Raw genomic sequence first — 26857 nt, 5'->3', positions numbered from 1 at the left:
GATGACCACCCCTCAGGGCGTGGCGGCGCCGGGATCCGCTCCCGGCGCCGCCGTCGCCTCCCACTGCCCCTACTGCGCGCTCCAGTGCGCGCAGACGCTCACCTCGACACCGGGGGAGCGCCTCCCCGTCGCGGTCAGCGGACGGCAGTTCCCCACCAACCGGGGCGGCCTGTGCCAGAAGGGTTGGACCTCCGCCGAGGTGCTGCGGGCCTCCGACCGCATCACCACCCCCCGGATCCGCACGGCGGACGGCGGCTTCCGGACCGCGACCTGGGTCGAGGCGCTCGACCTGGTCGCGGGCCGGATCCGCCAGATCCAGGCCGAGTCGGGGGACGATGCGGTGGCCGTCTTCGGCGGCGGCGGCCTCACCAACGAGAAGGCCTACGCGCTGGGCAAGTTCGCGCGGCTCGCGCTTCACACCCGCCTCATCGACTACAACGGCCGGTTCTGCATGTCCTCGGCGGCGGCTGCCTCGAACCGCACGCTCGGCATGGACCGCGGCCTGGCGTTCCCGCTGTCCGACCTGGGCGGCGCCGACGCGATCCTGATCCTCGGGTCGAACATGGGCGTGACCATGCCGCCTTTCGTCCAGCACCTCGCGGGGGTGCGCGAGCGCGGCGGCCTGATCGTGGTCGACCCGCGCGCCACCGTCACCGCGAAGCTCGCGGCGAACGGCGCCGGCGTCCACCTGGCCCCCGTCCCCGGGTCGGACATGGTCGTGCTGCTGGCGCTGCTGCACATCGTCCTCGCCGAGGGCCTCGCCGATCTCGACTACCTGGAGGTCCGCGTGAACGGCCTCGACGCGGTCCGCCGCTCCGTCGCCCAGTGGTGGCCCGAGCGCGCCGAGGCGGAGACCGGCATCCCCGCCGACACCCTCCGCGAGGTCGCGCGCCTCCTCGCCGCCGCCTCCCCATCGCGCGGCGGCCGGGGGGCGTACATCCTCACGGGACGCGGCGTCGAGCAGATGTCCCAGGGCACCGCGTGCGTGAGCGCCGCGATCAACCTCGCGCTCGCGCTCGGCCTGGTCGGCCGCGAGGGCTCGGGATACGGCCCGGTCACCGGCCAGGGCAACGGCCAGGGCGGCCGCGAGCACGGCCAGAAGTCGGACCAGCTGCCCGGCTATCGGATGATCACGGACCCCGCGACCCGCGCGCACGTGGCGGCGGTCTGGGGCGTCGACCCCGCGCGGATCCCCGGGCCCGGCGTGCCCGCCGTCCAGCTGCTGAGCTCCCTCGGGACCCCCGGCGGGCCGCGCGCGCTGATGGTCCACGGCAGCAACGTCGTCGTGAGCGCCCCCAACGCGACCCGCGTCGAGGAGCGCCTCAAGGCCCTCGACCTGCTGGTGGTCTGCGACCTGGTCCCCTCCGAGACCGCGCTGCTCGCCGACGTGATCCTCCCCGTCACGCAGTGGGCGGAGGAGGACGGCACCATGACCAACCTCGAGGGCCGGATCATCCGCCGCCGCGCGGCGGTCGACGCCCCGGGCGAGGCCAGGTCCGAGCTCTGGATCCTGGGCGAGCTGGCCCGCCGGCTCGGCTGCGACGCGGTGTTCTCCGACGAGCCCGAGGTGATGTTCGACGAGATGGCCCGCGCGTCAGCAGGCGGCAAGGCCGATTACAGCGGCGTCACCTACGCTCGCCTCGACGCAGGCGAGGAGCTCTTCTGGCCGGTTCCCGCGGCCCCCGCGGGCGACGCACCGCACCCCGGCACGCCACGTCCGTTCCTCGACCGCTTCCCGACGCCCGACGGCAGGGCCACCATGCACGCCGTCGCCCACCACGGCCCCGCCGACGACGTCCGCCCGGGGATGACCACGTACCTGGTCACCGGGCGCGTCCTCCAGCACTACCAGTCCGGGGCGCAGACGCGCCGGGTGAAGGAGCTGGTGCAGGCGCAGCCCGAGCCGTTCGTGGAGATGCACCCCCTTCTCGCCGAGCGGTACGGGCTGTCCGAGGGCGCGGTCGCGTTCCTCGCGAGCGAGCGCGGCGAGGCCATGGCGCGGGTGCGCCTCACCACCGACATCCGCGTCGACACGGTGTTCATGCCGTTCCACTGGGCGGGCGCGGGCTCCGCGAACCGCCTCACCAACGACGTCACGGATCCGACCTCGGCGATGCCCGAGTTCAAGGTCACGGCCGTCGAGATCCGCGCGGCCCACCAGCTGCGCACCACCCCGCAGCTGGAAGGAGCGGTGCGATGAGGATCGTCGTGCTGGGCAACGGCATGGTCGGCTCGCACTTCGCGCAGGAGGCGGCCCTCCGGGTCCACGGAGCCGAGGTCACCGTCCTGGGCAAGGAGGACTGCGCGCCCTACAACCGCGTGCTGCTCTCCAGCGTGGTCGCAGGCAAGACCGACGAGCGGTCGATCGCCCTCGAGGCCCCCGAGGTGCCGTGCCTGCAGGTCCGTCAGGGCGTCCACGCCGTGGCCATCGACCGCGAGGCGCGCGCCGTGACCGGCTCGGACGGCGAGACGTATCGCTACGACCGCCTGGTGCTCGCCACCGGCTCCGCGGCGCGCATCCCCCAGATCCAGCACGTCGCCGGCCCGGATGCACTCGTCCCGGGCGTGAGCGTGCTCAAGGACCTCGCCGATGCCCGCGGGATCGTCCAGGGGCTGCCGCGCACGCGCCGCGCCGTCGTGCTCGGCGCGGGCGTGCTCGGCCTCGAGGTGGCGACCGGCCTCGCATCGCGCGGCGTCGCCGTCACGCTGGTGCACCACGCCGACCGCCTGATGGAGCGCCAGCTCGGCTCGGTCGCCTCGCAGATCGCCACCGGCTCCCTCAACCGCCTCGGCATCACGGTGCACACGCAGAGCTCGGTGAGCCGGGTGATCGAGCGTCGCGGACGGATCAGCGCCGTCCAGCTGAGCGACGGATCCGAGCTCCTGACCGACCTCCTGGTGATGTGCGCCGGCACCATCCCCGAGACGGCCCTCGCGCGCCGCGCAGGCCTGCCGTGCGAGCGCGGCGTGCTCGTGGGCGAGGACCTCGCCTCGCCCGCCGACCCCGACGTCTTCGCGATCGGCGACTGCGCGCAGCCGCCCGAGGGCGGCACGGGTCTCGTCGCGCAGGGCTGGGACCAGGCGGCGCGGCTGGTCGACGCGTGGGCGGGCACCACCACCGCGCGCCCGCACGGCGACGATGCGGAGCACGACATCACCAACGTGGTCCGGGTGAAGTCGCCCGGGCTCGAGGTGGTCACCATGGGGCTGTCGGGCAAGTTCGACCACGGCGAGCGCGAGCTGCGCGCGGTGCGGATCTCGGACCCCGCGGTGGGGCGCTTCGTCGAGGTGGTCGTCTCGCATGGGATCCTCGTCGGCGCGACGGTCGTGGGGGACAAGGCCACCGCGACCGAGCTCTCCGCGCTCTACACGCGCATGCTGCCGGTGCCGACAGACCCGGCCCACCTGATCGTCCGCCCCATCCCGGGGGCGGCGCCGGCGCGCAGGAGCGCGGCCGAGCTGGAGCCGGACGACACCGTCTGCCAGTGCAACGGCGTGTCCAAGGGCCGGATCTGCGACGCGATCGCGGACGGCTGCACGTCCCTCGAGGACATCTCGCGCGCGACACGCGCATCCACCGGCTGCGGCGACTGCAAGCCGCTGGTGAAGGAGCTGATCGGTACGCAGGTCGGGGCGAACGCCACGGCCGAGAAGGTCCCCGCGCTCGCGGGGGCGGGGGAGAAGGCATGATGACCACCGAGCGGATCGTCGTCGTGGGCGGCGGAATGGTCGCCCACCGGTTCACCGAGGCGCTGCGCGCGCGCGACGCCGAGGGGCGCTTCTCGGTCGAGGTGCTCGCGGAGGAGCCGCGCGCGCCGTACGACCGGGTCGCGCTGACCAGCTACTTCAAGGGAGCGAGCCCCGAGGACCTGCACCTGGGCGACCCCGCCCTGTGGCACGACCCCCTCGTGACGCTGCACCGCGACACCCGCGCGACCGGCATCGACCGCGACCGTCAGGTCGTCGAGGTCGAGGGCGGCCGCGAGTTCGGCTACGACCACCTGGTCCTCGCGACCGGCTCGTACGCCTGGACCCCGCCGACCGCGGGCAGCGAGCTGCCGGGCGTGTTCGTCTACCGCACGCTCGACGACGTGGCGGCGCTGCGGCACTACGTCCAGGAGCGACGCGAGAAGCTCGGCCGCACGGTGCGCGGCGCCGTGATCGGCGGCGGCCTCCTCGGCCTCGAGGCCGCCGGCGCGCTCCAGGAGCTCGGCGCCACCAGCACCGTCATCCAGTTCGCCGACCGGCTGATGAACCTGCAGGTGGACGAGGGCGGCGGCGAGGCCCTCAAGCGGCTCATCGAGAACCTCGGCGTCACGGTGCGCTGCAGCACCGCCACCCAGGAGATCAAGGCGGGCAAGGACGGCCACGTCGGCAGCCTGCTGTTCGCGGACGGCGCCGAGCAGCTGTGCGACGTGGTCGTCTTCGCCACCGGCGTGCGCCCGCGCGACGAGCTCGGCAAGGAGTCGGGTCTCGAGATGGGCGCCCGCGGCGGGGTCGTCGTCGACGACACGTGCCTCACCGCCGACCCGGCGGTCTCCGCGATCGGCGAGGTCGCCTGCATCCAGGGCGCCTGCATCGGCCTGATCGCGCCCGGCAACACCATGGCCGAGATCGCCGTCGACCGCCTCCTCGGCGGCGCCTCGACCTTCCCGGGCGCGGACACCGCCGCCAAGCTCAAGCTGCTCGGCGTGGACGTCGCCTCCTTCGGCGACGCCTTCGCCACCACGCCCGGCGCGCTCGAGATGGTCTATGCGGACCCGGTCAACGGCGTGTACAAGAAGCTGGTCCTGACCGACGACGCGAGCACCCTGCTGGGCGGCATCCTCGTGGGCGACGCCTCGGCCTACGCCTCGCTGCGCCCCATGGTGGGCGCCCACCTGCCGGGCGACCCGGCGGGCTGGCTGCTCCCCGAGGGAGCGATCGAGCGCCCCAACGTGGACCTTCCCGACGAGGCGGGGGTCTGCTCCTGCAACAACGTCTCCGCCGGCTCCATCCGCGGCGCCGTCAACGACCACGACTGCCACGACCTGGGCGCGGTCAAGGCCTGCACCAAGGCCGGCACCTCCTGCGGCTCCTGCCTGCCGCTGGTGAAGAAGATCATGGCCACCGAGCTGGAGAAGTCGGGCATCGAGGTCTCGAACGCCCTGTGCGAGCACTTCTCGATCTCCCGGGCGCAGCTCTTCAACGCGATCAAGGTCTCCGAGCTCACCACGTTCACCGAGATCATCGACCGCTTCGGCACCGGCCGGGGCTGCGACATCTGCAAGCCGACGGTCGGCTCGATCCTCGCCTCGCTGTACAACGAGCACGTGCTCGCGGGCGACCGGGCGGCCCTGCAGGACACCAACGACCGCATGATGGCGAACATGCAGAAGGACGGCACCTACTCGGTGGTCCCGCGCATCCCCGGCGGCGAGATCACCCCCGAGGGCCTCATCACCATCGGCGAGGTGGCCCGCGACTTCGGGCTCTACACGAAGATCACCGGCGGTCAGCGGATCGACATGTTCGGCGCCCGGCTCGAGGAGCTCCCGAAGATCTGGAAGCGGCTCGTGGACGAGGGCTTCGAGTCCGGCCACGCGTACGGCAAGTCGCTCCGCACGGTGAAGTCCTGCGTGGGATCCACCTGGTGCCGCTACGGCGTCCAGGACTCCGTCGGCATGGCGATCGCACTCGAACTGCGCTACCGCGGCCTGCGCAGCCCCCACAAGCTCAAGCTCGGAGTGTCCGGCTGCGCGCGCGAGTGCGCCGAGGCCCGCGGCAAGGACGTCGGCGTCATCGCCACGGACAACGGCTGGAACGTCTACGTCGGCGGCAACGGCGGCTTCACGCCGGTCCACGCGCAGCTGCTGGTGGAGGACGTCAGCGACGAGGAGGTGTTCCGCGTGATCGACCGCTACCTCATGTACTACATCCGGACCGCGGACCGCCTGCAGCGCACGGCGCCCTGGCAGCAGGACCACGAGGGGGGCCTCGACCGCATCCGCGAGATCGTCGTCGACGACTCGCTCGGCCTCGGCGAGGAGCTCGACGCGCACATGTCCCGCCACATCGACACCTACGAGGACGAGTGGAAGGCGGTGCTGAGCGACCCGGTGCGGCTCCGCCAGTTCGCCTCCTTCGTCAACGCCCCCGACCAGCCGGACCCGTCGCTCGCGTACGTCGAGCAGCGCGGCCAGCGCCGCCCCGCCACCCCCGCGGAGCGGGAGAACGGCCCCGTCCTCATCGCCCCGACCACCCTGGAGGTCCGCTCATGACCGCCGCGCCCGACGTCGCATCGTCCGCCGCCACTCTCGTGTGCCGGGTGGAGGACCTCACCCCCGACCTGGGCGTCGCGGCCCTCGTGGGAGGGGAGCAGGTCGCGATCTTCCTGCTGGGAGACGGCTCGGTCCACTGCGTCCAGAACCTCGACCCCTTCTCGGGGGCGTACGTGCTGTCGCGCGGCATCACCGGCTCGCGCGGCGAGGTCCCGACCATCGCCTCGCCGCTGTACAAGCAGGTGTTCTCGCTGGTCGACGGCACGTGCCTGGTCACCATGGACAAGTCGCCCAAGCCCGGACACGCGCCCGACTTGGTCGTTCACACGGTTCGCCTCGACAATGGCGCCGTGTGGATCGATCTTGCGGGTGACAGGTGACGGCTCTCTTCGGACTCGACCTGCGCGGCCGCCGCGTGGTGGTCGCCGGCGGAGGCACCGTCGCGTCCCGGCGCGTGCGCAGGTTCCTCAGCGAGGGGGCCGCCGTGGTCGTGGTCGCCCCGGACGCGAGCGACGACCTGCGCCGCCACGCCCAGCACGGCGACCTCGAGTGGCGTGACCGGGGGATCGTCGAGGAGGACCTCAACGACGCCTGGTTCGTGCTCGCGGCGACGGACGATGCGGGGCTCAACGACCAGGTCGCGGCGTGGGCCGAGGCTCGGCGAGTGTTCTGCATCGACGCCTCCGACGCGTCGCGCGGCACCGCGCGTCAGGCGGCGGCGTCGACGCACGGCGACCTCGCGATCGGGGTCATCAGCACGGACGCGCCCGACCCGGCCCGCATCCGCGCGGTGCGCGACGCGCTCGCCGCGCACGTCGACGCGGGCGCCGTGGATCTGCGCCGTCACCGCGACGGGACCGGTCGCGTCATCCTGGTGGGCTCCGGTCCCGGCGACCCGGGTCTGATCACGGTGAGAGGTCGGCAGGCGCTCGCGGAGGCCGACGTGGTGGTCACCGATCGCCTGGGCGCCACCGAGCTGCTCGTGACCGTGCCCTACGACGTCGAGGTGATCAACGTCGGCAAGTCTCCCGACAACCACCCGGTCCCGCAGGCCGAGATCAACCGCATCCTGGTCGAGCACGCCCTGGCGGGCCGCACGGTGGTCCGGCTCAAGGGCGGCGACCCGTTCGTGTTCGGCCGTGGCGGCGAGGAGGCGCACGCGTGCATCGTCGCCGGCGTTGACGTCGAGGTGGTGCCGGGCGTCACGTCGGCGCTCTCGGTCCCGGCACGGGCGGGGATCCCCGTGACGCAGCGCGGCGTGGCGACGTCGGTCCTGGTGACGTCGGGGCACGCGGGTGCGGATCGCGCCGCGGTCGCGGCGATGGTGTCGGGGGCGACGGTGGTGATCCTCATGGGCGTCTCGGCGCTGCCGGAGATCGTGGCCGCCGGTCTCGCCGGGGGCGCGAGCCCCGAGACACCGGTGGCGATCATCGAGAAGGGGACGATGCAGGGGGAGCGGGTCACGCGCGGAAACCTTGCGGACATCGCCGACAATGCAACGGAAACCGGTGTGAAACCTCCCGCCGTTATCGTCATCGGAGACGTGGCACGACCGGAGCTCCTGGCCTCCGAGATCGCCGCGACGCCTTAGCCCGACGAGCCCAAGGAGGTCCCGGTGAGCGTGGTGGGGGAGCCACTCGCGGGGTGCGTGATGGTGATCACGGCGGATCGGCGCAAGCGTGAGCTGGCGTCGGCGCTGGAGCGGCGTGGGGCGATCGTCCGTCACGCGCCGGCGCTCAGCACCATCCCGCACATGGACGACGAGCGGTTGATCGCCGACACCCGTGCGCTCATCGCGAGCCCTCCGGACATCGTGGTCGCGACCACCGGCATCGGCTTCCGGGGGTGGATCGAGGCGGCCGATGCCGCGGGGCTCGCCGAGGACCTCATCGATGCCATGCGCGGTGCGCGCCTGGTCGCGCGCGGCCCCAAGGCTCGGGGCGCGATCCAGCAGGCGGGGCTCGAGGCTGACTGGGTCGCCGAGTCGGAGACCGCGGCCGAGCTCCGCGACTACCTGCTCGCGGAGGGGGTCGCGGGGCTGCGGGTCGCGGTCCAGCACCACGGCAACGGCTCGGACGGCCTCGACGAGGCGTTCACCCAGGCGGGCGCCGACGTCCAGAGCCTCCTCGTCTACGGCTGGGGCGAGCCTCTCCAGGCCGACCTGCACCGCGAGTGGGTCGGTCAGGCGGCGGCGGGTGGCTGCGACGCCGTGCTCTTCACCTCCGCCCCGGGCGCGGAGTCCTGGCTCGCGGAGGCGCGAGCGCAGGGCGTGCTCGCGACGATCGCCGCACGGGCGGCGGCGGGCGAGCTGGTGCTCGCCGCGGTGGGTCCGGTCACGGCGGCGCCGCTGCGCGAGGCGGGCCTGCTCGTGGCGTTCCCGGACCGGTGGCGCCTCGGCGCGCTGGTGCGGATGCTCGTCCAGCAGTTCACGGACAGCGCGGTGGGGGTGCCGACACCCGACGGTCCTCTCGTCATGCGCGCCACGGCCGCCGTGCTCGAGGGCAGGGTGCTGCCGCTGACGCCGACCGGGCTCGAGATCCTGCGCGCGCTCGCCCGCGCCAAGGGCAACGTGCTCACCCGCGAGCAGCTCGGCGCGGTGCTCCCCGGCGCGCAGGCCGGTCCGCATGCCGTCGAGGCCGCCATCAACCGCCTGCGCGAGAACTCGGGTGCGCCCACGCTGGTGCGCACCGTGGTCAAGCGGGGCTACGCGCTGGCGGTGACGGCCGCATGAAGCCGGTGCTGATCGCGTGCGCGCACGGCACGCGCGACCCCGACGGGCAGGCCACCATCCACGCGGTGATCGAGGCGGTGCGGACTGCCATGCCGGACGTCGACGTGCGCGAGGCGTATGTCGACGTGCACGGTCCCGAGCTGCAGGACGTGGTCGACGAGGTCACGCCCTCCTCCCTCGGCACGGCCGCCGTGGTGGTGCCGCTGCTGCTCGCGGGCGGCTATCACGTCTATCACGACATCGCGAAGGCGGTGGAGAGCAGGGAGGACATCTCGCCTGCCCCCGCCCTCGGCCCCGACCCGCGGCTCATCGACATCGTCATGGAGAGGATCCACGAGGCGGGCGTCCACCCGACGTCGACCGTGATCCTGGCGGCGGCCGGGTCCTCGGACCCGCGGAGCCAGGCGGACACGGCCGAGGCGGCGGAGATGCTCCGCGCCCGGTGGGACGGCCCGGTGCGCGTGGGATACGCGGCGGGGATCAGCCCGACGGTCGCGGAGGCGGTCGCCGAGGCGCGGCAGTTCGGCGAGGAGGAGCCGGTGGCGGTCGCATCGTTCCTGCTCGCTCCCGGCTTCTTCCAGAAGCGGCTCGAGGACTCCGGCGCCGACCAGGTGACGGGTTCGCTCGCGCCGCACCCGAAGCTGGTCGAGATCATCCTCGAGCGCTATCACGACGGTTATGGGGCCTGACCCCTACGTGCGGCAGCGGGCGCTCGGAGGCTTCGGCCCCGAGGGTCAGCGGGCGCTGTCCGAGGCGGCCGTCGTCGTCGTCGGCGTCGGCGGCCTGGGCTGCCCGGCCGCTCTCGCGCTCGCGGCCGCCGGCGTGGGCGAGCTGGTGCTGGTCGACTCGGATCACGTGAGCATCACCAACCTTCACCGGCAGACGCTGTACGGTCCCGACGACGTCGGCTCCCTCAAGGTCGTCGCGGCCGAGCGCGCCCTTCGCCGGATCGCGCCGGGGCTGAGGGTGACGGCGGTCAGCGAGCGGCTGACGGAGGCGTCGGCGCAGGGGCTGCTCTGCGGCTCCGACGCGGTGCTCGACTGCACCGACAACTTCGAGGCGAGGTACGCGGTCGCGGACGCGGCGGCGGCCTCCGGCGTGCCCGTGGTCTGGGGCGCGGTGCAGGGCTGGCACGGGCAGGTCACCGTGTTCGACACGGCCGTGGGGCTGCGCGACGTCTTCCCCGAGCCGCCCCGCGCGGAGCTGGGGGCATGCGAGGGCGGCGCCGTGATGGGCCCCGTCTGCGCGCAGGTCGGGTCGGCGATGGCCACCGAGGCGATCAAGGCGGTGACCGGAGCGGGCGAGACCCTGGCCGGGACCATCGCGATGCTCGACGGCCGTTCCGGCCGGTGGCGCGACATCGCGGTCGCGCGCAGCCGGCAGGCGGTGGGACGCTGAGCGTCATGCGATCGGTCGTCGAGCATCGTGCCGCCGCGCTCACGCTCGCGGGCGCGCCGCGGAGCGAGCAGGTTCCGGCGGCCGCGGCCCTCGGTCGGGTGCTCGCGCATGACGTGAGGACCCTGGTCGACGTGCCGTCCTTCACCAACTCGGCGATGGACGGCTACGCGGTGCGCGTCGCGGAGGCCGCGGCCGGCGCGATCCTGCCGGTCTCGGCCGACATCCCCGCGGGGGTGTTCCCGGCTCCGCTGGCGCCCGGCACCGCCGCGCGGATCATGACCGGCGCCCCGGTGCCGCAGGGGGCCGATGCGGTGGTGCCGCGCGAGGTCACCGACGACGGCCTGGAGCGGGTCCGCGTCACCGTGGCTCCGGCGCCGGGTGCGCACATCCGGCTCGCGGGAGAGGACGCGCGGGCGGGGGACCTGGTGCTCGGCGCCGGGACGGTCCTCACGCCGCCGAGGCTCGCCGCGATCGCGGGGGCCGGCCACGCGGAGGTGTCGGTGCGGGCCCGGCCCCGCGTGGTGGTGGTGAGCACGGGCGACGAGCTCCGCGCGCCCGGCGAGGAGCTCGCACCCGGTCAGATCTTCGACTCCAACTCGACGTTGATGGCGGCGCTGGTCGAGCAGGCCGGTGGGGAGGTCGCGGCGGCGTTGCGGCTGGGCGACGACCCGGTCGCCTTCCTCGCGGCGGTCGAGACGGCGTCCGCGGGGTGCGACCTGATCCTCACCGCCGGCGGGGTGAGCGTGGGCGCCTACGACGTGGTCAAGGCTGCGCTCGCCGACGCCGGCGTCGAGTTCGTCCCTGTCGCGATGCAGCCGGGGAAGCCGCAGGGGCTGGGACGCGTGGGTCGGGTCCCGATCGCATGCCTTCCCGGGAACCCGGTCTCCGTCGCCGCATCGTTCACCGCCTTCGTCGAGCCGTTGCTGCGGACGATGCTCGGGTTGCCCGCGCGCGAGCCCGAGGCCGCGGTCGCGGGCGAGGGCTGGGTGTCTCCGCCGGGACGCGAGCAGCGGATCCCGGTGGTGATCGAGCCCCCGGTGCCGGGCGGCACGGCGGCGCCGGTGGTGCGTCCCGCGACCGCGGGCGGCTCGCGCTCGCACCTCGGGCTCCGGCTCGCGGTGGCGGAGGGCTGGGCGATCGTCCCGCCCGACGTCCAGCGCGTCGAGGCGGGCGATAGCGTGGGCCTCATGAGGTTCCTCCCATGACCCGCTTCACGCACCTGGACGACTCGGGTCACGCCCGCATGGTGGACGTCACCGAGAAGCAGCCCACTGTCAGGGCGGCCACCGTCGAGGGCTTCGTCGCGTGCCCCGCTCACGTGGTCGCGGCGCTGCGGGACGGCACGGTTCCCAAGGGGGACGTGCTCGCGGTCGCGCGGGTGGCGGGGATCGCGGCGGCCAAGCGCACCCCCGAGCTGCTGCCGCTCGCCCACGTGATCGGCGTCCACGGCGTGGTCGTGGATCTCGCGGTCGAGGATGGCGGGGTGAGGATCGTCGCGACGGTGCGGACCGCGGACCGGACCGGGGTCGAGATGGAGGCGTTCACCGCGGTCTCGGTCGCGGCGCTCAACGTGGTCGACATGGTCAAGGGGATCGACAAGTCGGTCTCGGTCGAGGGCGTGCGGCTGATCGCCAAGGTGGGCGGCAAGTCCGGGTCGTGGAGGCGCGAGCCGTGAGGGATGCCGCACGCGCGTCGATCGCCGCGATCGTGCCGGCGGGAGGGCGCGCGCGCCGGTTCGGATCGGACAAGACCCTCGCGTCGATCGGCGGTGCCACCCTGGTCGGCCGCGCGGTCGACGCATGCCGTGCGGCGGGCGCGGAGCCGATCGTCGTGGTCGGCCCGCCCGAGAACGCGGTGCCCGGCACCGTCGGCGCGTGGGAGGAGCCGCCGTTCGGTGGTCCGGTCGCGGCGATCGCCGCCGGGTTGTCGCGGCTCGACGAGGCGGACCTGGTCGCCGTGGTCGCGGCCGACATGCCCTTCGCGGGAGACGCCCTCGCGGTGCTCGTGGCCGCAATCGCCTCGAGCGACGGGATCGACGGCGCCTGCGCGGTCGACACCGAGGGCCGACGCCAGCCGCTGCTCGCGGTGTATCGCACACGGGCGCTGAGCGACGCGCTGGCGGCGCTCGGGGAGCCCGCCGGAGCGGCGATGCGCGCGCTGACCCGTTCCATGACCCTGGTGGAGGTGCCGTGCGGCGCCGCCGCGATCGACATCGACACGCCCGAGGCACTGGCCCGGGCGGGAGGGAGCGCACCATGAGCGAGCCGTCACAGCTGGACGCGTGGAGCGCCGCGCTCGCGCGGGAGCTCGGCATCGAGGAGGAGTCGCTCGGCCACACCGGCGCGCTGCTCGACGTCGCGCGCGACGCCGCGCATGCCGTGGCGCGTCCGGCGGCGCCCCTGACGACCTTCCTGGTCGGGTGGGCGGTCGGCACCGGGAGGGTGACGGTCGACCAGGGCGTCGCCGCCGTCGAGCGGTTGGCGGCCAGGTGGACCGAGGAGATGCCCGGATGATCCCCTCGGCCACGGTCCGTGGGAGCGTCACCGTGCGCTTCTTCGCCGGCGCGGCGGAGGCGGCGGGCGAGGACCAGACCCTCGCCGAGGCCGGCACGGTCGCCGACCTGCGCGCCGCGCTCGCCGACCGCTACGGCGCCGAGCTCGAGCGGGTGCTCACCCAGTGCTCGATGATGAGCGGGGGTGGGCGCCTCGAGGAGGGCGCCGTGATCGAACCGGGCGCGACCGTCGATGTGCTCCCTCCCTTCGCGGGCGGCTGACCTCGTCGCCTCCGTTCCGGGCATGGACGGGCCATCGCGGCTAGAAGAGGTGGGCGCCTCCATCGCTGGGTGATCTCTCTTCTTCAGGTGCCCCGTCACCGCCCGGCGGGGCATCGGCGTCCTGCGTCGAGGCGGCGGGCGGGGGTGCTCCCGGTCTGTTCCCGTCGGTCCCGGTGCGCTCGCGGGCGGCCGGCATCGGCGTGCGATCCGGGTCGACGTGCGCCGGTGGGATGATCCATGTCCTGCCGTGACGGCGCGTGATGGTCCAGTCCGTGGTGTGGATGCGCGTGTGGCAGGACCGGCAGAGCAGCGCCATGTTGTCGAGATCGGTGCCGCCGCCGTCCGACCAGTGACGAAGGTGGTGGGCATCGCACCAGGCCGGCGGCGCTCCGCACCAGACGCAGGCGCCGTCGCGCGCGACGAGCGCGAGCTTCTGCGCAGGCGATGCCAGGCGCTGTGCCCGGCCGAGATCGAGAGGCTGCGACGGGCCGCCCAGGACGGCGGGGATGACCCCCGTCTCCGCACACCACCGCCGCAGGTGCCCGGCGTCCATGGTGGTGCCGGTGGTGTGGTTGGTCGCGAGCCCGGCGCGCGCGACCAGGCTGTCGAGATCGACCTCGACCAGGATCGTGGTGGTGACCCCGGTGGGCGCCGCCGTGCAGCCGATCAGGTGCTCCGCCATCAGCGCGAGCGCATCGGCTCGCATCTGCGGGGCAGTTCGCGTCTCCGGGATGTCCAGGTCGCGCGCGGCGCGGAACTCGCGGGTGACGTAGGCCGTGCAGAATGCCATCACGCCGGCCGCGGTGGAGGGGTCCAGCGAGCCCGACAGGCGGACGGAGCCGTCGGCCTGCGGGGTGAAGAACACCCCGCGTCCCTCGAACAGCCGCGTCGCGCGGGCGTGCGTCTGCGCCGCGTCGAAGCCGGCCGCAGCACGGTCGCACGCGCTGCGGAGCCGTCCGAGGTTCGATCGCAGGGCGCGACGCACGAGGGTCGCCTCGACGTCGGCCTTGCGTGCCCGCAGGTCGTCCGTGTCCGCGATCAGCCCCTCGAGGGTCGTGCGGATCACCGCCGCGGCGTCCGCCGTGATCTCGCCGTCCTCGAGCGCGCGTGCCAGCGGTGTCAGCGCGGCTCGCCGTGCTGCCTCGCGAGCACGCGCGCGCTCCTCGCGCGCCCGCTCGCGTTCGGCCTCGCGTCGCTCCGTCTCCAGGCGCTGCCGCTCGCGCTCGGCCTCCTCGAGCTCCTCGTCGTCGTACGAGGGCGCGTCCTCGCCGCCTGAATCCTCGTCGTCATCGTCATTCTCGGGCTCCGCGTCCAGGACGGTGCGTCCGGCCTCGATGAGCATCCGAGCCTCGGCGAGCGTGCCGCCGAGGCCGGCCGCGACCATCTGCTCCGGCGAGCCGAAGCCCTGACTCCGGGCCAGCCCTCCTGCTCCCGGCGCGGACCGAGCGGCGATCTGAGCCGCGACGGGGGCATAGAGCCTCTTGAGCTCGACGAACACCTCGGCGAATGTCCTGTTCGCGCTCACGAGCTCTCCTCCCGCGAGGTCGCGCACGTCGACCCCGTCCAACGTCAGCACGCCGCTGACGCCGGAGGCGAATCGAGAGGTCGAGAGGCTCATGACACCATCAGATCACCACCGTCTGACATCGCCGACGGATCATCCACCCTGGTAGACATGTGAATTGTGGGCGTTCCGATCGTGCCTGGGGACATCGGTCGCGGTGGCCGGCGGTCACACGCCTGAAACACCCCTCACGTACGGTCGAGATCCCACCTCCACCCCGAGAGGAGAGACATGCTCGAGGACTGGTTCGGATTCGGAGTCGCCGCGGGCGTCGGGCTGGGAGTGGCGGTGCTCGTCGCCCTCGCGGTCGAGACCGTCATGCGCCTCATCGCCAAGCGCACGGCCTGGGCGCGCTCCCTGATGGTCCATGCGCGTCGACCCTTCTGGATGCTGAGCATCCTGCTCGGCCTGTGGATCGGGGTGCGCGCGCCGCTCCAGGGCATCGACTGGTGGGCCGCCGTCATGCGGATCTTCACCATCGCGGTGATCGCCACCCTCGCGTGGCTGCTCATCGGCTTCGTGCGCTTCCTCGCCGATCTGGCGCTCGAGCACAACCGGATCGACGTGCCCGACAACCGTCTCGCCCGGCGGCTGCGCACCCAGACCCTGATCGTCAAGCGCCTCGCGATCGCCCTGATCGTCGTCATCGCGGTCGGAGCGTCGCTCTTCACGTTCGACGAGGTGCGCGCGCTCGGGGCGAGCGTCCTCGCGTCCGCGGGCATCGCCTCGATCGTCGCGGGCCTCGCGGCGCAGTCGGTGCTGGGCAACATGTTCGCGGGGATCCAGCTGGTCTTCAGCGACGCGCTGCGTGTCGACGACGTGATCGTGGCCCAGGGCGAGTGGGGTCGCGTGGGCGAGATCACCCTGAGCTATGTGGTGCTCGACCTGTGGGACGACCGCCGCCTGGTCCTGCCCTGCACCTACTTCACCACCACGCCGTACGAGAACTGGACCCGCCAGGGCTCCGAGCTGCTCGGCTCCGTCGAGTTCGACCTGGACTGGCGCGTGTCCCCGCAGCGGATGCGCGAGCACCTCGAGCAGGTCCTGACGGAGACGCCCCTCTACGACGGCCGCGCGTCCGTCCTGCAGGTCACGGAGGCCACCCAGGGCTACGTCCGCGTCCGCATCCTGGTCACCGCCCACGACGCGCCCACCCTGTACGACCTGCGGTGCTTCGTGCGCGAGGCGATGGTCCTCTGGATCCAGAGCGTGATGCCCGACGCTGCCCCCGCCCAGCGCGTCCTGGTCACGGAGCAGGCGGCCGGTCGTCCCGGTCGCCGAGGCGCCCGGCAGGCCGCGGAGCAGGCGGGGGAGTCCGGCCTGTTCACCGGCAGCGCCTCCGCCGAGGAGCGGGCCAGCCAGTTCACCCACGGCACGCCGAGGGAGACGCGGGGCGGGGACGATGCGGTGGTCGAGCCGGCGACGGACGAGGCCGCGGCGAGAACCTGAGGCCGCTAGCCGCCGATCGCGCTCATCGGGCGGTCCGGCTGGAGGAAGCCGGGGTCGTCGATCCCATGCCCGGCCTTCTTGAGCCGCAGCGCGGCCTGCATGGCGTCGGCCAGCGCCGCATCGTCCGCCCCGGACCGCAGCAGCGCCCGCAGGTCCGACTCCTCGCGCGCGAACAGGCAGTTACGGATCTGCCCGTCGGCCGTGAGGCGGATGCGGTCGCAGGTCCCGCAGAACGGTCGCGTCACCGACGCGATCACGCCGACCGTCGCGGGCCCGCCGTCGAGCGAGAACAGGCGGGCGGGCGCGTGAGGATCGGCGTCTGCGGGGGAGAGCGACCACCGGTCGCCGAGGGCGTCGAGGATCTCCTCACGCGTCACCATCGACGCGCGGTCCCACGTGTGGCCCGCGTCGAGGGGCATCTGCTCGATGAACCGCATCTGATAGCCGCGGTCGGCGGCGTAGGCGGTGAGGTCGACGATCTCGTCGTCGTTCACCCCCCGCATCGCGACGGCGTTGATCTTGATCGGGGACAGGCCGGCGGCGTCGGCCGCCGCGATGCCCGCGAGCGTGTCGACGAGCCGGTCGCGCCGCGTCAGCTCGAGGAAGCGATCGCGACGCAGGGTGTCGAGCGAGATGTTCACGCGGCGCAGGCCGGCGTCGACCAGCGGCGCGGCCAGCGCGGGCAGCCGCAGGGCGTTCGTGGTGAGGGACAGCTCCACCGGCCCGGCGGGTCCCGTCAGCGACGCCAGCCGCCCGACCACGTCGACCACGTCCGGGCGCAGCAGCGGCTCCCCGCCGGTCAGGCGGATCTCGGTCACGCCGAGCCCGACCGCCACCGACGCGAGCCTCACCAGCTCCTCGGTGCTGAGCAGCGAGTCCTTCTGCAGCCACGGCACCCCGTCGGCGGGCATGCAGTACGTGCACCGCAGGGAGCAGCGGTCGGTCAGCGAGATCCGCAGGTCGCGGTGCACGCGCCCGAAGCCGTCGACAAGCCCGCTCATCGCAGACCCACCCACGTGTGGCTGCCGTCCGCCAGGATCTCGCGCTTCCAGATCGGCACCTCCGCCTTCACTCGCTCCACTGCCTCGCGGCACGCCTCGAAGGCCTGCGCGCGGTGCCCGGCGCCGGCGGCACCGACGATCGCGACGTCGCCCACGCCGAGCAGCCCGACCCGGTGCGTGACGGCGAGCACCGCGCCGTACGCGTCCTCCACCTCGGCGACGATCCGCGCCAGCACCGCCTCCGCATCCGGATGCGCCGAATATTCCAAGTGAGTCACCTCACCCACAACGCTGGGGTCGTGATCGCGCACCATGCCGACGAACGTCGCCACCGCGCCGTGGCGCGGCGAGGAGACCGCCGCGACATGCGCGTCGAGCGACAGGGACGATGCGGTGACCGCCGCAAGCGCGGGCATCAGTGGTCCCCTCCCGCCAGCTGGGCGAGCGCGTGGGGGAGCACGGCCCCGAGCACCACGGCGGCCGATCGGGCCGCGCCCGTCGAGCCCGCGACGTTGACGACCACGACGCCCTCCTCGGTCACCCCCGCGAGCCCGCGCGACAGCGCCGCGGTCGGCACGGCCTCGGCGTCGACCGCGCGCAGGCGCTCGGCCACCCCGGGCAGCGGTCGGGCAAGAAGCGGCGCCGTCGCCTCCGGCGTGAGGTCGCGCGGGGCGAGCCCGGTGCCGCCCGTGGTCACCACGGCGCGGGCGCCGGCCTCGACCGCCGCCCGGATCGCGCCCCTCACGCTGTCGATCCCGTCCGGCACGATGCGCGCGGTCACCTGCGCGCCGAGCGTCATCAGGGCCTGGACGAGGATCGGGCCCGATGCGTCCGGACGTGCGCCCGCCGCGCTCCGATCGGAGACGGTGATCACGTGCGCGGGGACGCCGGCGAGATCCGGGGACATGGACCCGAGTCTACGAAGCGGGTGTTTCGTCGGGGTTGCCGTCGCCTGGCGCGCGCGGCTCGGGAGCGGTGAGCGGGTAGGCGTCCAGCCCGTGCGGGAGCCCGAACCTCACCGGTCCGCCGACCACGAGCTCGCCCGCGCGGGACACGTCGACGTCCGCCGCGGCCACCCGTCCGGTGACGCGGAGCTCGTCACCGCGCGGCTCGACGGTGACCACCGCATCGTCCACCCAGGTCAGACGCGGATCCGCCGCGCCGCCCACGACGACCTGGGCGGGCCGCACGGCGACCGCCGCCACCTCGCCGGCGCCCGGTCCGCCCGTGACCGGCAGGCGTATCCCGCCGCCGAGGGCGAGTGTCCCGCCCCGCATCTCGCCGGTGAGCAGCACCCTCGCCGCCATGCGGGCCGCGAACGGCGTCCGCGGTCGCGACAGCACCTCGGAGGCCGTTCCGTGCTCGACCACGCGACCCGCGTCCATCACGGCGACGTCGTCGGCGAAGGCGTAGGCGTCCAGCACCTCGTGGGTCGCGATGATCGCGGTGCGCTCCCGCAGCAGCTCGGCGACAAGCGCGCGGACGCCGCTCGCGGCGGGCACGTCGAGGCCGGCGAACGGCTCGTCCAGGAGCAGCACGCGCGGATCCGCGGCGAGCGCCCGAGCGATCGCGACGCGACGCGCCTGACCGCCCGAGAGCGCGCCGGGCCGGCGGTCCTCGAGCCCCGCGAGCCCGACGCGGTCGAGCCAGCGTCGCGCGACCGCGTCGGCCTCGAGGCGGGCCGCGCCGCGGGCGCGCGGCCCGAAGGCCACGTTGCCCAGGACGCTCATCGTGGGGAACAGCGCATCGTCCTGCGACAGCAGTCCGACCCCGCGGGTGCGGGCCTCGCCCAGCGCCGCCCCGTCGAGCCGGACCTCGCCCACGGCGCCGGGCAGGATCCCCGCGATCCCTTCGAGCAGCGTGGACTTGCCCGATCCGTTCGGGCCCAGCAGGACCAGGGTGCGTCCGGTGGCGACGCCGAGCCGCACGTCGACCCCACGGGAGGCGATGGCCACACGCGCGTCGAGCCCGCTCATCGTGAGCCCCTCAGCGGCCGGTAGGCGAGGGCGACCACGGCTATCGCCACGGCTACGAGCACCAGGGACAGGGCCGCGGCCGCGGCCGGGTCGGTCTCCCGCGCGAGGTAGATCTCGAGCGGCGCGGTGCGGGTCACGCCGGCGAGCGAGCCGGCGAAGGTCAGCGTGGCGCCGAACTCCCCGAGCGCCCGGGCGAAGGCCAGCACCGCGCCCGTCGCGAGCGCCGGCCCCAAAGCGGGCAGCGTGACCGCCAGCAGCGTCCGGGTGCGTGAGGCCCCGAGCGTGGCGGCCATCGCCTCGTGACGCCCCGACCGCGCATCGAGCGCCGACTCCACGCTCACGACCATGAAGGGCATCGCCACGAACGTCTGCGCGATCACCACTGCGACCGTCGAGAACGCGATCGCCCCGCCGAGCTGCTCGCCCAGAAGGCCGCGACGCCCGAACGCGTACAGCAGCGCGAGGCCGCCGACCACGGGGGGCAGCACCAGGGGCGCGAGCACCACCGCACGCACCAGTCCACGCACGGGCCCTCGCAGGCGGTGCAGCGCGAATCCGAGCGGCACCCCGAGCGCGACCACGAGCGCGGTCGCGACCGCGGCGGTGCGCAGCGAGAGCCCGAGCGCGGTCAGGGACGCGTCCGACGCCACCAGCGACCAGAAGTCCTCCCAGGGCACCCGCGAGGCGAGACCCACGAGGGGCAGCAGCACCAGCAGCCCGCCGAGCACGGCGAGGGGCGCGAGCCAGCGCGGACCCGTCACGGCAGCCCGAACCCGGCGTCCGCGAGGATCGCCCGCCCGGGGGCGCCCACGAGGTCGTCCCAGAACCGCGCGGCGAGGGAGGGATCGTGGTCGCCGGGGATCGCGACCGCGACGTACGTGTTCACCACGCGCTCCGCTCCCGCGATCGGCACCTCCTCCACGCCCGACGCCCGCGCGACGTCGGTCACGTACACCACCCCCGCATCGGCCTGGCCTGCGGCGACCTTGCTCAGCACGTCCGTGACCGACTGCTCGTCGGACGCGGGGGAGAGCGTCAGGCCCTCGAGGGACGCGAGCTCCGCCGTCGCGGCTCCGCACGGGACCTGCGGCGCGCAGATCACGCTCGTGACGTCCCCGCGCTCGAGGTCCGCGAGACCGTCCACCGCGGCCGGGTTGCCCTCCGGGACCACGATGGTGAGCGTGTTGGTCGCGAACGCGGCGGGTTCGTCCAGGCCCAAGCCGTCGGCGACGGCGTCTCCCTGGGCCTCGTCGGCGGACAGGAAGATGGTGGCCGGCGCGCCCTCGAGGATCTGCGCTGCCAGATCCGACGAGCCCCCGTAGGCCACGGTGATGTCGGCCCACGGCAGATCGGCGTGGATCTCATCGACCACCTGCTCGACCACGTCCGTGAGCGACGCCGCCGCGAACACCGTGATGCCGTCGTGCGCCGGCCCCACCTCGCCGCGGTCGATGAACGAGCCCGCCAGCACCGCACCGATGGTCGCGACGAGCAGCACCAGGACGACGATCCCGGCGACCCGCCTCACGCCTTCGCCGCCGGCGTCTCGACGATGACGGTGGTCGCCTTCACCACCGCGGTCGCCACGGAGCCGGGCTCGAGCCCCAGCTCGCGGACCGCCTCCGCGCTCATGAGGGACACCACGCGGTGCGGCCCGCACTGCATCTCCACCTGCGCCATCACGGTGTCGACCGTCACGGCGGTGACGATGCCGACGAACTGGTTGCGCGCGGACCGGCGCACTCCGGCGTCCTCGGCCACCCGCCGCGACTCGCGGGCGAGCTGGGCGACCGCGAGGCTCGGGATCACCGTCCGGTTCGACTCGTCCTTCCACGTGGGAATGCCCTGCGCCTGCACCCAGCGGCGCACCGTGTCGTCGCTCACTCCAAGCAGCTCGGCCGCCTCGGAGATCCTCATATCCGGCATGATGCGGACGTTACTGCCGCATCTGCGGCGCGGGCAAGGGTCAGCGCTTGAGGACTCCGAGGATGGACCGCATCACCGACCGCCCGATCTCCCGGCCGGCGGTGCGCGCGAAGTCGCGCACGGGCGCAGACTCGAGCACCTTCTCGACGCCCGACCTCTCCGCACGCGAGCCGGAGCGCGACCGGGACGGCGATCCCGACCCGGCCCGCGCATCGTCTCGCTGCCCGCCCTGCCCGGCGGCCTCCTCCTTCTCGGCCGCCGCGGCGGCCGCCTTCTCCGCGCGGGCGGCCAGCAGCTCGTGCGCGCTCTCGCGATCGACGTCCTGGCCGTACCGTGCGGACAGCGTGCTCGCCTTCACCGTGTCCGCGATCACCCCCGCGGGAGCCGGATCCATCAGCCCGCGCGGCGCGCACAGCCGCGTCCACGCCACGGGGGTCGGCGCGCCCCTGTCGGAGAGCACCGTCACCACGGCCTCGCCGATGCCCATGGTGGTGAGCACCTCCTCGAGGTCGTACGGGGAGTTCGGGAATGTGCGCGCGGTCGCCTTCATGGCCTTCGCGTCGTCGGGGGTGAACGCGCGCAGGGCGTGCTGGACGCGGGATCCGAGCTGCCCGAGCACGTCGGCCGGCACGTCCTTCGGGGTCTGCGTGCAGAAGAAGATGCCCACCCCCTTCGACCGGATCAGCCGCACCGTCTGGACCACCTGCTGGAGGAACTCCTTGGAGGCGTCCGCGAACAGCAGGTGCGCCTCGTCGAAGAAGAACACCAGCCGCGGGCGGTCCGCGTCGCCCACCTCCGGCAGATCCGCGAACAGGTCCGCGAGCAGCCACATGAGGAACGTCGAGAACAGCTGCGGCCTGCTGATCAGATCCGGCAGCTCGAGCGCCGAGATCACGCCGCGGCCCTCCGGCGTGGTGCGCAGCAGGTCCATGGTGTCGAAGGCGGGCTCGCCGAAGAACTCGTCGCCGCCCTGCGCCTGCAGGTTGGCGATCTCGCGCAGCAGCACGCCGGCCGTCTGCGAGGACACCCCGCCGATCCCCTTCAGCTCCGCCTTGCCCTCGTCGGAGGTGAGGTGCTGGATGACGGCGCGCAGGTCCTTGAGGTCGAGCAGCGCCAGACCGTTGGTGTCGGCCCAGTGGAACACCAGCCCGAGCGCGGACTCCTGGATGTCCGTGAGCCCCAGCACCTTCGCCATCAGCAGCGGCCCGAAGTCCGTCACCGTGGTGCGGAGCGGGATCCCCGCGCTCAGGTCGGGCGCGCCGAGCGCGTAGAACTCCATCGGGTACGCCCGCGGCTCCCACTCCTGGCCGATGTCGGCGGCGCGCGTCGCGATGAAGTCCTTCGGCTCGCCCTCGCGGGCCATGCCGGACAGGTCGCCCTTGATGTCGGTGACGAACACGGGCACGCCGGCGTCCGACAGCGCCTCCGCCATGCCCTGCAGCGTCCGGGTCTTGCCGGTGCCGGTGGCGCCCGCGATGAGCCCGTGCCGGTTCATCATCGCGAGCGGCAGACGCACCTGGGCGCTCTCGATCGCGTCCTCGCCCTGGACCAGCGCGCCCAGCGTGATCGCGGGACCGTCGAACGTGTAGCCCTCCGCGACAAGCGCGGCGTACTCGGGGGAGGAGGCGTCCATGCGCCTCAGGCTAACCAGGGACGATGCGCGGCGCGCGGTCAGGCGGTCGGGCCCGGCTCCTGCGGCGGTGCCGGCGGTGTCGCCGGCCGTTGAGGCGCCGCCGGCGGCGCGACCGGCGGGGCGGTCGGCGTCTCGCGCGAGCCGCGCCGGTCGTCGTCGGACTCGATCGTGTCGATGATGATCTCGTACAGGCGCGCGTGGACCTTCTCGACGTCGGGGATGTCGTCGAACTCCAGCGGGTCGTCCGAGGCCGACTCGACGATCAGCTTCCCGGTGCGGAACATCCGGTCGATCATCCCGTGGCGGAACTGCACCGTAGCGATGCGCGCGATCGGGATGTCGATGCCGCTCTTGGTGAAGACGCCCGACCGGTAGATCACGCGGCGGTCCGTGACCACGAAGTGGGTGGTGAACCAGCGGATGAACGGGGACAGCGCCCACCAGATGACGATGATCCCGAGCACCACCGCCACCACGATCAGGATCGTGGTGCGGGCGGTGTCGCTCATCGCGGCGTTCCCGGTCCACACGACCGTGGTGATCATCGCGGCCACCGCCAGCAGCGCGATGATCACGGGCCCGAGCAGCGCCTTCCAATGGGGGTGGCTGTCGATGACGACGGTCTCGCCGGGGGAGAGCAGGTTGCGCGGGTAGGCCATGGTCCGAGCGTATCGGCGCGTGCGGCCCGCGGCATAGGGGGGCGATGAGGGGCGTGCGACGGTGAAACGCCGCGCACATGGACACGAAACATGCCGCGGATAGGGTGGGGCCATGAGCGGCAAGGAATCGCCAACTCCGTGGACCGGATACGCCCCTGTCCAGGCCTGGGACGAGGCCATGGACATCGAGGGCAAGGTCAGAGAGCCCTACGCCCGTGTGTACGACGAGATCGATCGCCTCTCGGGCGACGATCTCTACTCGCGGGCCGAGGCGCTCGCGTCGACGTACCTCGCGCAGGGCGTGACCTTCGACCATGCGGGCGAGGAGCGGCCGTTCCCGCTCGACATCGTGCCCCGCGTGGTCGGGGCCGACGAGTGGGACATCATCTCGCCCGGCGTCGCGCAGCGCGTCAAGACCCTGGAGGCGTTCCTCGCGGACGTGTACGGGTCGCAGCACTGCGTGAACGAGGGCCTGGTGCCGCGCCGTCTGATCGCGACCTCGCAGTACTTCTACCGCGCCGCATCGGGCATCGACCCGGCCAACGGCGTGCGCGTGCACGTGTCGGGCATCGACCTGGTGCGCGACCAGCACGGCATCTGGCGCGTGCTCGAGGACAACGTGCGCGTCCCGTCCGGCGTGAGCTACGTGCTGTCGAACCGGCGCGCGATGTCGCAGATGTTCCCCGACATGTTCGGCGCGATGGGCGTGCGCCCCGTGCTCGAGTACTCGCAGCGGCTGCGCGCGGCGCTCGCGAAGTCGGCGCCCGACGGGGTCGACGACCCGACGATCGTGGTGCTGACGCCCGGCGTCTTCAACTCGGCCTACTACGAGCACTCCCTGCTCGCGCGCACCATGGGCGTCGAGCTGGTCGAGGGGCGCGACCTCGAGACCCACAACGGCCGCGTGTACATGCGCACCACCGCGGGGCGCAAGCGCGTCGACGTCATCTACCGCCGCGTCGACGACGACTACCTGGACCCCGTGGCCTTCCGGCCGGACTCCGCCCTCGGCGCCCCCGGCATCGTCCACGCCGCCCGCATGGGCAACGTCACCATCGCCAACGCGATCGGCAACGGCGTCGCCGACGACAAGCTGATCTACACGTACATGCCTGAGCTGACCCGCTACTACCTGGGCGAGGAGCCGATCCTGCCCAACGTGGACACCTGGCGGCTCGAGGAGCCGGACGCGCGCGAGGAGGTCATGGACCGCCTCGACGAGCTGGTGGTGAAGCCCGTCGACGGCGCCGGCGGCAAGGGGGTGATCATCGGCCCCAAGGCCTCGAAGGAGGAGCTCGACCAGGTCCGCTCCCAGATCCGCGAGGACCCGCGCGGGTGGATCGCCCAGCCGGTCATCCAGCTCTCCACCGTGCCGACGCTCACGGACGACGGCCTCGAGCCCCGTCACGTCGACCTCCGGCCGTTCGCGATCAACGACGGCGACGACGTCTGGGTGCTCCCGGGCGGCCTGACCCGCGTGGCGCTCGCGCGTGGCCAGCTGATCGTCAACTCGTCGCAGGGCGGCGGCTCGAAGGACACGTGGGTGCTCGGCGGGGTGCGCCAGCGCGGCAAGGCGTCGCCGCCGCCCGAGTCCCGCGTCGAGCTCGCCGGGATCGGCGCCGTCCCGCAGGCGGCCCACCCCGACGACATCGAGCACGGCCAGCAGCAACAGCAGCAGCAACAGCAGCAGCAACAGCAGCAGGCGGAGGACGGGGGCGCATCATGCTGAGCCGCATCGCCGAGTCGCTCTTCTGGATCGGGCGCTACGTCGAGCGCGCCGACAACACCGCGCGCCTGCTCGACGTCCATCTCAACGTGCTGCTCGAGGACCCGTGGGTCGACGAGCCCAGCGCCAACGCGTCGCTGCTGTCGGTGATGAACTGCGTGTTCGAGACGCCCGTGTCGCGCCCCGACGTGCTGGCGACCCTCGCGTTCGACCCCGAGCAGTCGTCGTCCATCGCGTGGACGCTCGCGGCGGCGCGCGAGAACGCGCGCCGGGCGCGCGAGGTCATCAGCACCGAGGTGTGGGAGTCGCTCAACACCACGCGCAACCAGCTGCCCCGCTGGACGGCCGCGGCCCGTCCGCACGAGTACTTCGTGTGGGCGCGCGAGCGGGCCGCGGTGGTGTGGGGGCTCCACTCTGCGACCACGTCGCGCGACGACGCCTGGCACTTCATGGAGCTGGGCCGCTCGCTCGAGCGTGCCGACATGATCGCGCGCCTCCTCATGACCCGTCACTTCGAGGGCACCACCGGCCCCAACTGGACCACGCTCCTGAGGTCGTGCTCCGCGCACGAGGCCTACCTGCGCACCGTGCGCGCGCTGGTGACCGAGGAGCGCGCCGCGGAGTTCCTGCTGGTGGACCACCTGTTCCCGCGCTCGATCGCCTACAGCCTCCAGAAGGCGGAGGACACGCTGGGGCTGATCGAGGGCGCGTCGAACTCGCGCGCGCTGTCGGACCGGGCCCGCCTCGCCCTGGGCCGCGCCCGCACCAACCTCGAGTACCGCGACGTGCGCGAGGTCCTCGACGACCTTCCCGCGCAGATGCAGGAGGTGCAGCGCGCCTGCGCCACCGCCTCCGACCTGATCCGAGACCGCTACTTCCTGCCGGCGTCGACCGTGCTGTGGAGCCAGGAGGCGCTGTGAGCACGCTGAAGATCGAGCACCGGACCCGTTTCCGCTACGCCACTCCCATCGTGTCCTCGTACAACGAGGCCCGGCTGACGCCGGCGTGGCTGCCGCGTCAGCGCGTCCTCGACTCCAAGATCGAGATCTCCCCGCTCACGTGGCGGTCGACGTACCGCGACTACTGGGAGGCGGAGGTCGCGGTGTTCGAGGTGCTCCAGCCCCACGACAGCCTGACGGTGTCCAGCTCGAGCATCGTCGAGGTGACCGGGCAGCCGGCGCGCGAGGACCGCGCGTCGTGGGACACGCTCGCCGGACCGCGGTTCCAGGACCTGCTCAGCGAGTACCTCGGCCTGAGCCCCACCGTCGAGCCCACCGAGGAGCTCGCGGCGTTCGCGAAGGACGCGGCCGGGCGCCTCGACCCCGACGGCGCGGCGCACGCGATCTGCGACTTCCTCCACGAGGAGATGAAGTACGTGCCCGGCGCGACCACCGTGCACACCCCGGCCTTCGAGGCCTGGGACGCGCGCTCGGGGGTCTGCCAGGACTTCGCCCACCTGGCCATCGGCGCGCTGCGGTCCATCGGGATCCCGGCGCGCTACGTGTCGGGCTACCTGCACCCGAAGCGCGACGCCGACATCGGCGAGACGGTGGTCGGGGAGTCGCATGCCTGGGTCGAGTGGTGGACCGGGGACTGGTACGGCTTCGACCCGACCAACGATCGCGAGGTGGGGGACCACCACGTGATCGTCGCGCGCGCCCGGGAGTACACGGACATCCCGCCGCTGACCGGCGTGGTGGCGGGCAGCACCACCGAGCTCGACGTGAAGGTCGCGATCACCCAGACCGCCTGAGGCGACGT

General features: G+C 73.4%; 27 protein-coding genes. 17 read left to right on the top strand and 10 right to left on the bottom strand.

The genetic code is table 11. The annotated features are described in order from the left end of the window. Position 1: 1 nt before the first annotated feature. The 13 genes from QQX10_RS02715 to QQX10_RS02655 are packed head-to-tail and all read left to right on the top strand — an operon-like array spanning position 2 to position 13162. Positions 2–2200: a molybdopterin oxidoreductase family protein gene (locus tag QQX10_RS02715; RefSeq protein WP_301120226.1), complete on the top strand. Its 2199-nt coding sequence runs from the start codon at positions 2–4 to the stop codon at positions 2198–2200. Continuing rightward, the gene (locus QQX10_RS02710) at positions 2197–3690 is read left to right on the top strand and encodes an FAD-dependent oxidoreductase (RefSeq protein ID WP_301120228.1); all 1494 of its coding nucleotides are present in this window, start codon (positions 2197–2199) and stop codon (positions 3688–3690) included. The genes QQX10_RS02715 and QQX10_RS02710 overlap by 4 nt, the downstream gene beginning before the upstream one ends. Then, the gene (nirB, locus tag QQX10_RS02705; protein WP_439710122.1) at positions 3690–6260 is read left to right on the top strand and encodes a nitrite reductase large subunit NirB; all 2571 of its coding nucleotides are present in this window, start codon (positions 3690–3692) and stop codon (positions 6258–6260) included. The genes QQX10_RS02710 and nirB overlap by 1 nt, the downstream gene beginning before the upstream one ends. Continuing rightward, on the top strand, positions 6257–6640 hold the full coding sequence (locus QQX10_RS02700) for a nitrite reductase small subunit NirD (RefSeq protein ID WP_301120232.1): 384 nt from the start codon (positions 6257–6259) through the stop codon (positions 6638–6640). Before nirB ends, QQX10_RS02700 begins: the two co-directional genes overlap by 4 nt. Continuing rightward, entirely contained in the window at positions 6637–7851 is a 1215-nt protein-coding gene (gene cobA, locus QQX10_RS02695; protein ID WP_301120234.1) for a uroporphyrinogen-III C-methyltransferase, read from the top strand. The genes QQX10_RS02700 and cobA overlap by 4 nt, the downstream gene beginning before the upstream one ends. A gap of 24 nt (positions 7852–7875) precedes the next feature. Beyond that, positions 7876–8991, top strand: a complete 1116-nt coding sequence (locus tag QQX10_RS02690) for a uroporphyrinogen-III synthase (protein ID WP_367281252.1) — start codon at positions 7876–7878, stop codon at positions 8989–8991. Beyond that, positions 8988–9680 (top strand): sirohydrochlorin chelatase, encoded by a 693-nt coding sequence (locus QQX10_RS02685; RefSeq protein ID WP_301120237.1) that lies wholly within the window; start codon positions 8988–8990, stop codon positions 9678–9680. Before QQX10_RS02690 ends, QQX10_RS02685 begins: the two co-directional genes overlap by 4 nt. Next, positions 9670–10389, top strand: a complete 720-nt coding sequence (locus QQX10_RS02680; RefSeq protein WP_301120239.1) for a HesA/MoeB/ThiF family protein — start codon at positions 9670–9672, stop codon at positions 10387–10389. The genes QQX10_RS02685 and QQX10_RS02680 overlap by 11 nt, the downstream gene beginning before the upstream one ends. A 5-nt stretch (positions 10390–10394) precedes the next feature. Then, entirely contained in the window at positions 10395–11594 is a 1200-nt protein-coding gene (locus QQX10_RS02675) for a molybdopterin molybdotransferase MoeA (protein WP_301120241.1), read from the top strand. Next, a complete protein-coding gene (moaC, locus tag QQX10_RS02670) occupies positions 11591–12064 on the top strand; it encodes a cyclic pyranopterin monophosphate synthase MoaC (protein WP_301120247.1) in 474 nt (157 codons plus the stop codon). Before QQX10_RS02675 ends, moaC begins: the two co-directional genes overlap by 4 nt. Next, positions 12061–12648 carry a molybdenum cofactor guanylyltransferase gene (gene mobA, locus QQX10_RS02665; protein WP_301120249.1) on the top strand — a complete coding sequence of 196 codons (588 nt, stop codon included), beginning with the start codon at positions 12061–12063 and terminating at the stop codon, positions 12646–12648. The genes moaC and mobA overlap by 4 nt, the downstream gene beginning before the upstream one ends. Then, a complete protein-coding gene (locus tag QQX10_RS02660) occupies positions 12645–12902 on the top strand; it encodes a DUF6457 domain-containing protein (protein ID WP_301120250.1) in 258 nt (85 codons plus the stop codon). The genes mobA and QQX10_RS02660 overlap by 4 nt, the downstream gene beginning before the upstream one ends. Then, the gene (locus QQX10_RS02655) at positions 12899–13162 is read left to right on the top strand and encodes a MoaD/ThiS family protein (RefSeq protein WP_301120251.1); all 264 of its coding nucleotides are present in this window, start codon (positions 12899–12901) and stop codon (positions 13160–13162) included. The genes QQX10_RS02660 and QQX10_RS02655 overlap by 4 nt, the downstream gene beginning before the upstream one ends. 40 nt (positions 13163–13202) lie before the next feature. Here QQX10_RS02655 and QQX10_RS02650 read toward each other — a convergent pair whose 3' ends face one another. Next, on the bottom strand, positions 13203–14780 hold the full coding sequence (locus QQX10_RS02650; RefSeq protein WP_301120252.1) for an HNH endonuclease: 1578 nt from the start codon (positions 14778–14780) through the stop codon (positions 13203–13205). Positions 14781–14957: 177 nt separating this feature from the next. Here QQX10_RS02650 and QQX10_RS02645 point away from each other — a divergent pair, with 177 nt between their 5' ends. Next, positions 14958–16175, top strand: coding sequence for a mechanosensitive ion channel family protein (locus QQX10_RS02645; RefSeq protein ID WP_301120254.1), 1218 nt, complete (start codon positions 14958–14960; stop codon positions 16173–16175). A 5-nt stretch (positions 16176–16180) separates the two neighbouring features. On the opposite strand, the gene moaA is transcribed toward QQX10_RS02645, so the two are convergent. Genes moaA through QQX10_RS02600 form a run of 9 tightly spaced genes read right to left on the bottom strand, consistent with a single transcriptional unit; the run spans position 16181 to position 23370 of the window. After that, positions 16181–17176 carry a GTP 3',8-cyclase MoaA gene (gene moaA, locus QQX10_RS02640; RefSeq protein ID WP_301120256.1) on the bottom strand — a complete coding sequence of 332 codons (996 nt, stop codon included), beginning with the start codon at positions 17174–17176 and terminating at the stop codon, positions 16181–16183. Further along, positions 17173–17592 (bottom strand): molybdenum cofactor biosynthesis protein MoaE, encoded by a 420-nt coding sequence (locus tag QQX10_RS02635; RefSeq protein ID WP_301120258.1) that lies wholly within the window; start codon positions 17590–17592, stop codon positions 17173–17175. Before QQX10_RS02635 ends, moaA begins: the two co-directional genes overlap by 4 nt. Beyond that, the gene (locus QQX10_RS02630; RefSeq protein ID WP_301120260.1) at positions 17592–18083 is read right to left on the bottom strand and encodes a MogA/MoaB family molybdenum cofactor biosynthesis protein; all 492 of its coding nucleotides are present in this window, start codon (positions 18081–18083) and stop codon (positions 17592–17594) included. The genes QQX10_RS02635 and QQX10_RS02630 overlap by 1 nt, the downstream gene beginning before the upstream one ends. A 10-nt stretch (positions 18084–18093) precedes the next feature. Next, positions 18094–19152: a sulfate/molybdate ABC transporter ATP-binding protein gene (locus tag QQX10_RS02625; protein WP_301120262.1), complete on the bottom strand. Its 1059-nt coding sequence runs from the start codon at positions 19150–19152 to the stop codon at positions 18094–18096. After that, positions 19149–19913, bottom strand: coding sequence for an ABC transporter permease (locus QQX10_RS02620; protein ID WP_301120264.1), 765 nt, complete (start codon positions 19911–19913; stop codon positions 19149–19151). The genes QQX10_RS02625 and QQX10_RS02620 overlap by 4 nt, the downstream gene beginning before the upstream one ends. Next, positions 19910–20680, bottom strand: a complete 771-nt coding sequence (gene modA, locus QQX10_RS02615; protein WP_301120266.1) for a molybdate ABC transporter substrate-binding protein — start codon at positions 20678–20680, stop codon at positions 19910–19912. The genes QQX10_RS02620 and modA overlap by 4 nt, the downstream gene beginning before the upstream one ends. Then, a complete protein-coding gene (locus QQX10_RS02610; protein ID WP_301120268.1) occupies positions 20677–21078 on the bottom strand; it encodes a TOBE domain-containing protein in 402 nt (133 codons plus the stop codon). Before QQX10_RS02610 ends, modA begins: the two co-directional genes overlap by 4 nt. 40 nt (positions 21079–21118) lie before the next feature. Next, positions 21119–22711, bottom strand: coding sequence for a helicase HerA-like domain-containing protein (locus tag QQX10_RS02605; RefSeq protein ID WP_301120270.1), 1593 nt, complete (start codon positions 22709–22711; stop codon positions 21119–21121). Between the two features lie 38 nt (positions 22712–22749). Then, positions 22750–23370 carry a PH domain-containing protein gene (locus QQX10_RS02600; protein ID WP_301120272.1) on the bottom strand — a complete coding sequence of 207 codons (621 nt, stop codon included), beginning with the start codon at positions 23368–23370 and terminating at the stop codon, positions 22750–22752. A 112-nt stretch (positions 23371–23482) separates the two neighbouring features. Here QQX10_RS02600 and QQX10_RS02595 point away from each other — a divergent pair, with 112 nt between their 5' ends. The 3 genes from QQX10_RS02595 to QQX10_RS02585 are packed head-to-tail and all read left to right on the top strand — an operon-like array spanning position 23483 to position 26849. Further along, on the top strand, positions 23483–25099 hold the full coding sequence (locus QQX10_RS02595; RefSeq protein WP_439710118.1) for a circularly permuted type 2 ATP-grasp protein: 1617 nt from the start codon (positions 23483–23485) through the stop codon (positions 25097–25099). Beyond that, complete coding sequence (locus tag QQX10_RS02590; protein WP_301120274.1) at positions 25093–26016, top strand: alpha-E domain-containing protein; 924 nt, start codon at positions 25093–25095, stop codon at positions 26014–26016. The genes QQX10_RS02595 and QQX10_RS02590 overlap by 7 nt, the downstream gene beginning before the upstream one ends. Continuing rightward, a complete protein-coding gene (locus QQX10_RS02585; protein ID WP_301120276.1) occupies positions 26013–26849 on the top strand; it encodes a transglutaminase family protein in 837 nt (278 codons plus the stop codon). Before QQX10_RS02590 ends, QQX10_RS02585 begins: the two co-directional genes overlap by 4 nt. Positions 26850–26857 lie beyond the last annotated feature (8 nt).

It is taken from the genome of Demequina lignilytica, from assembly GCF_030418305.1.
Lineage (GTDB): Bacteria > Actinomycetota > Actinomycetes > Actinomycetales > Demequinaceae > Demequina > Demequina lignilytica.
Note: the sequence above shows the minus strand (reverse complement) of the source record. Positions and strands in the feature narration are given on the sequence as shown.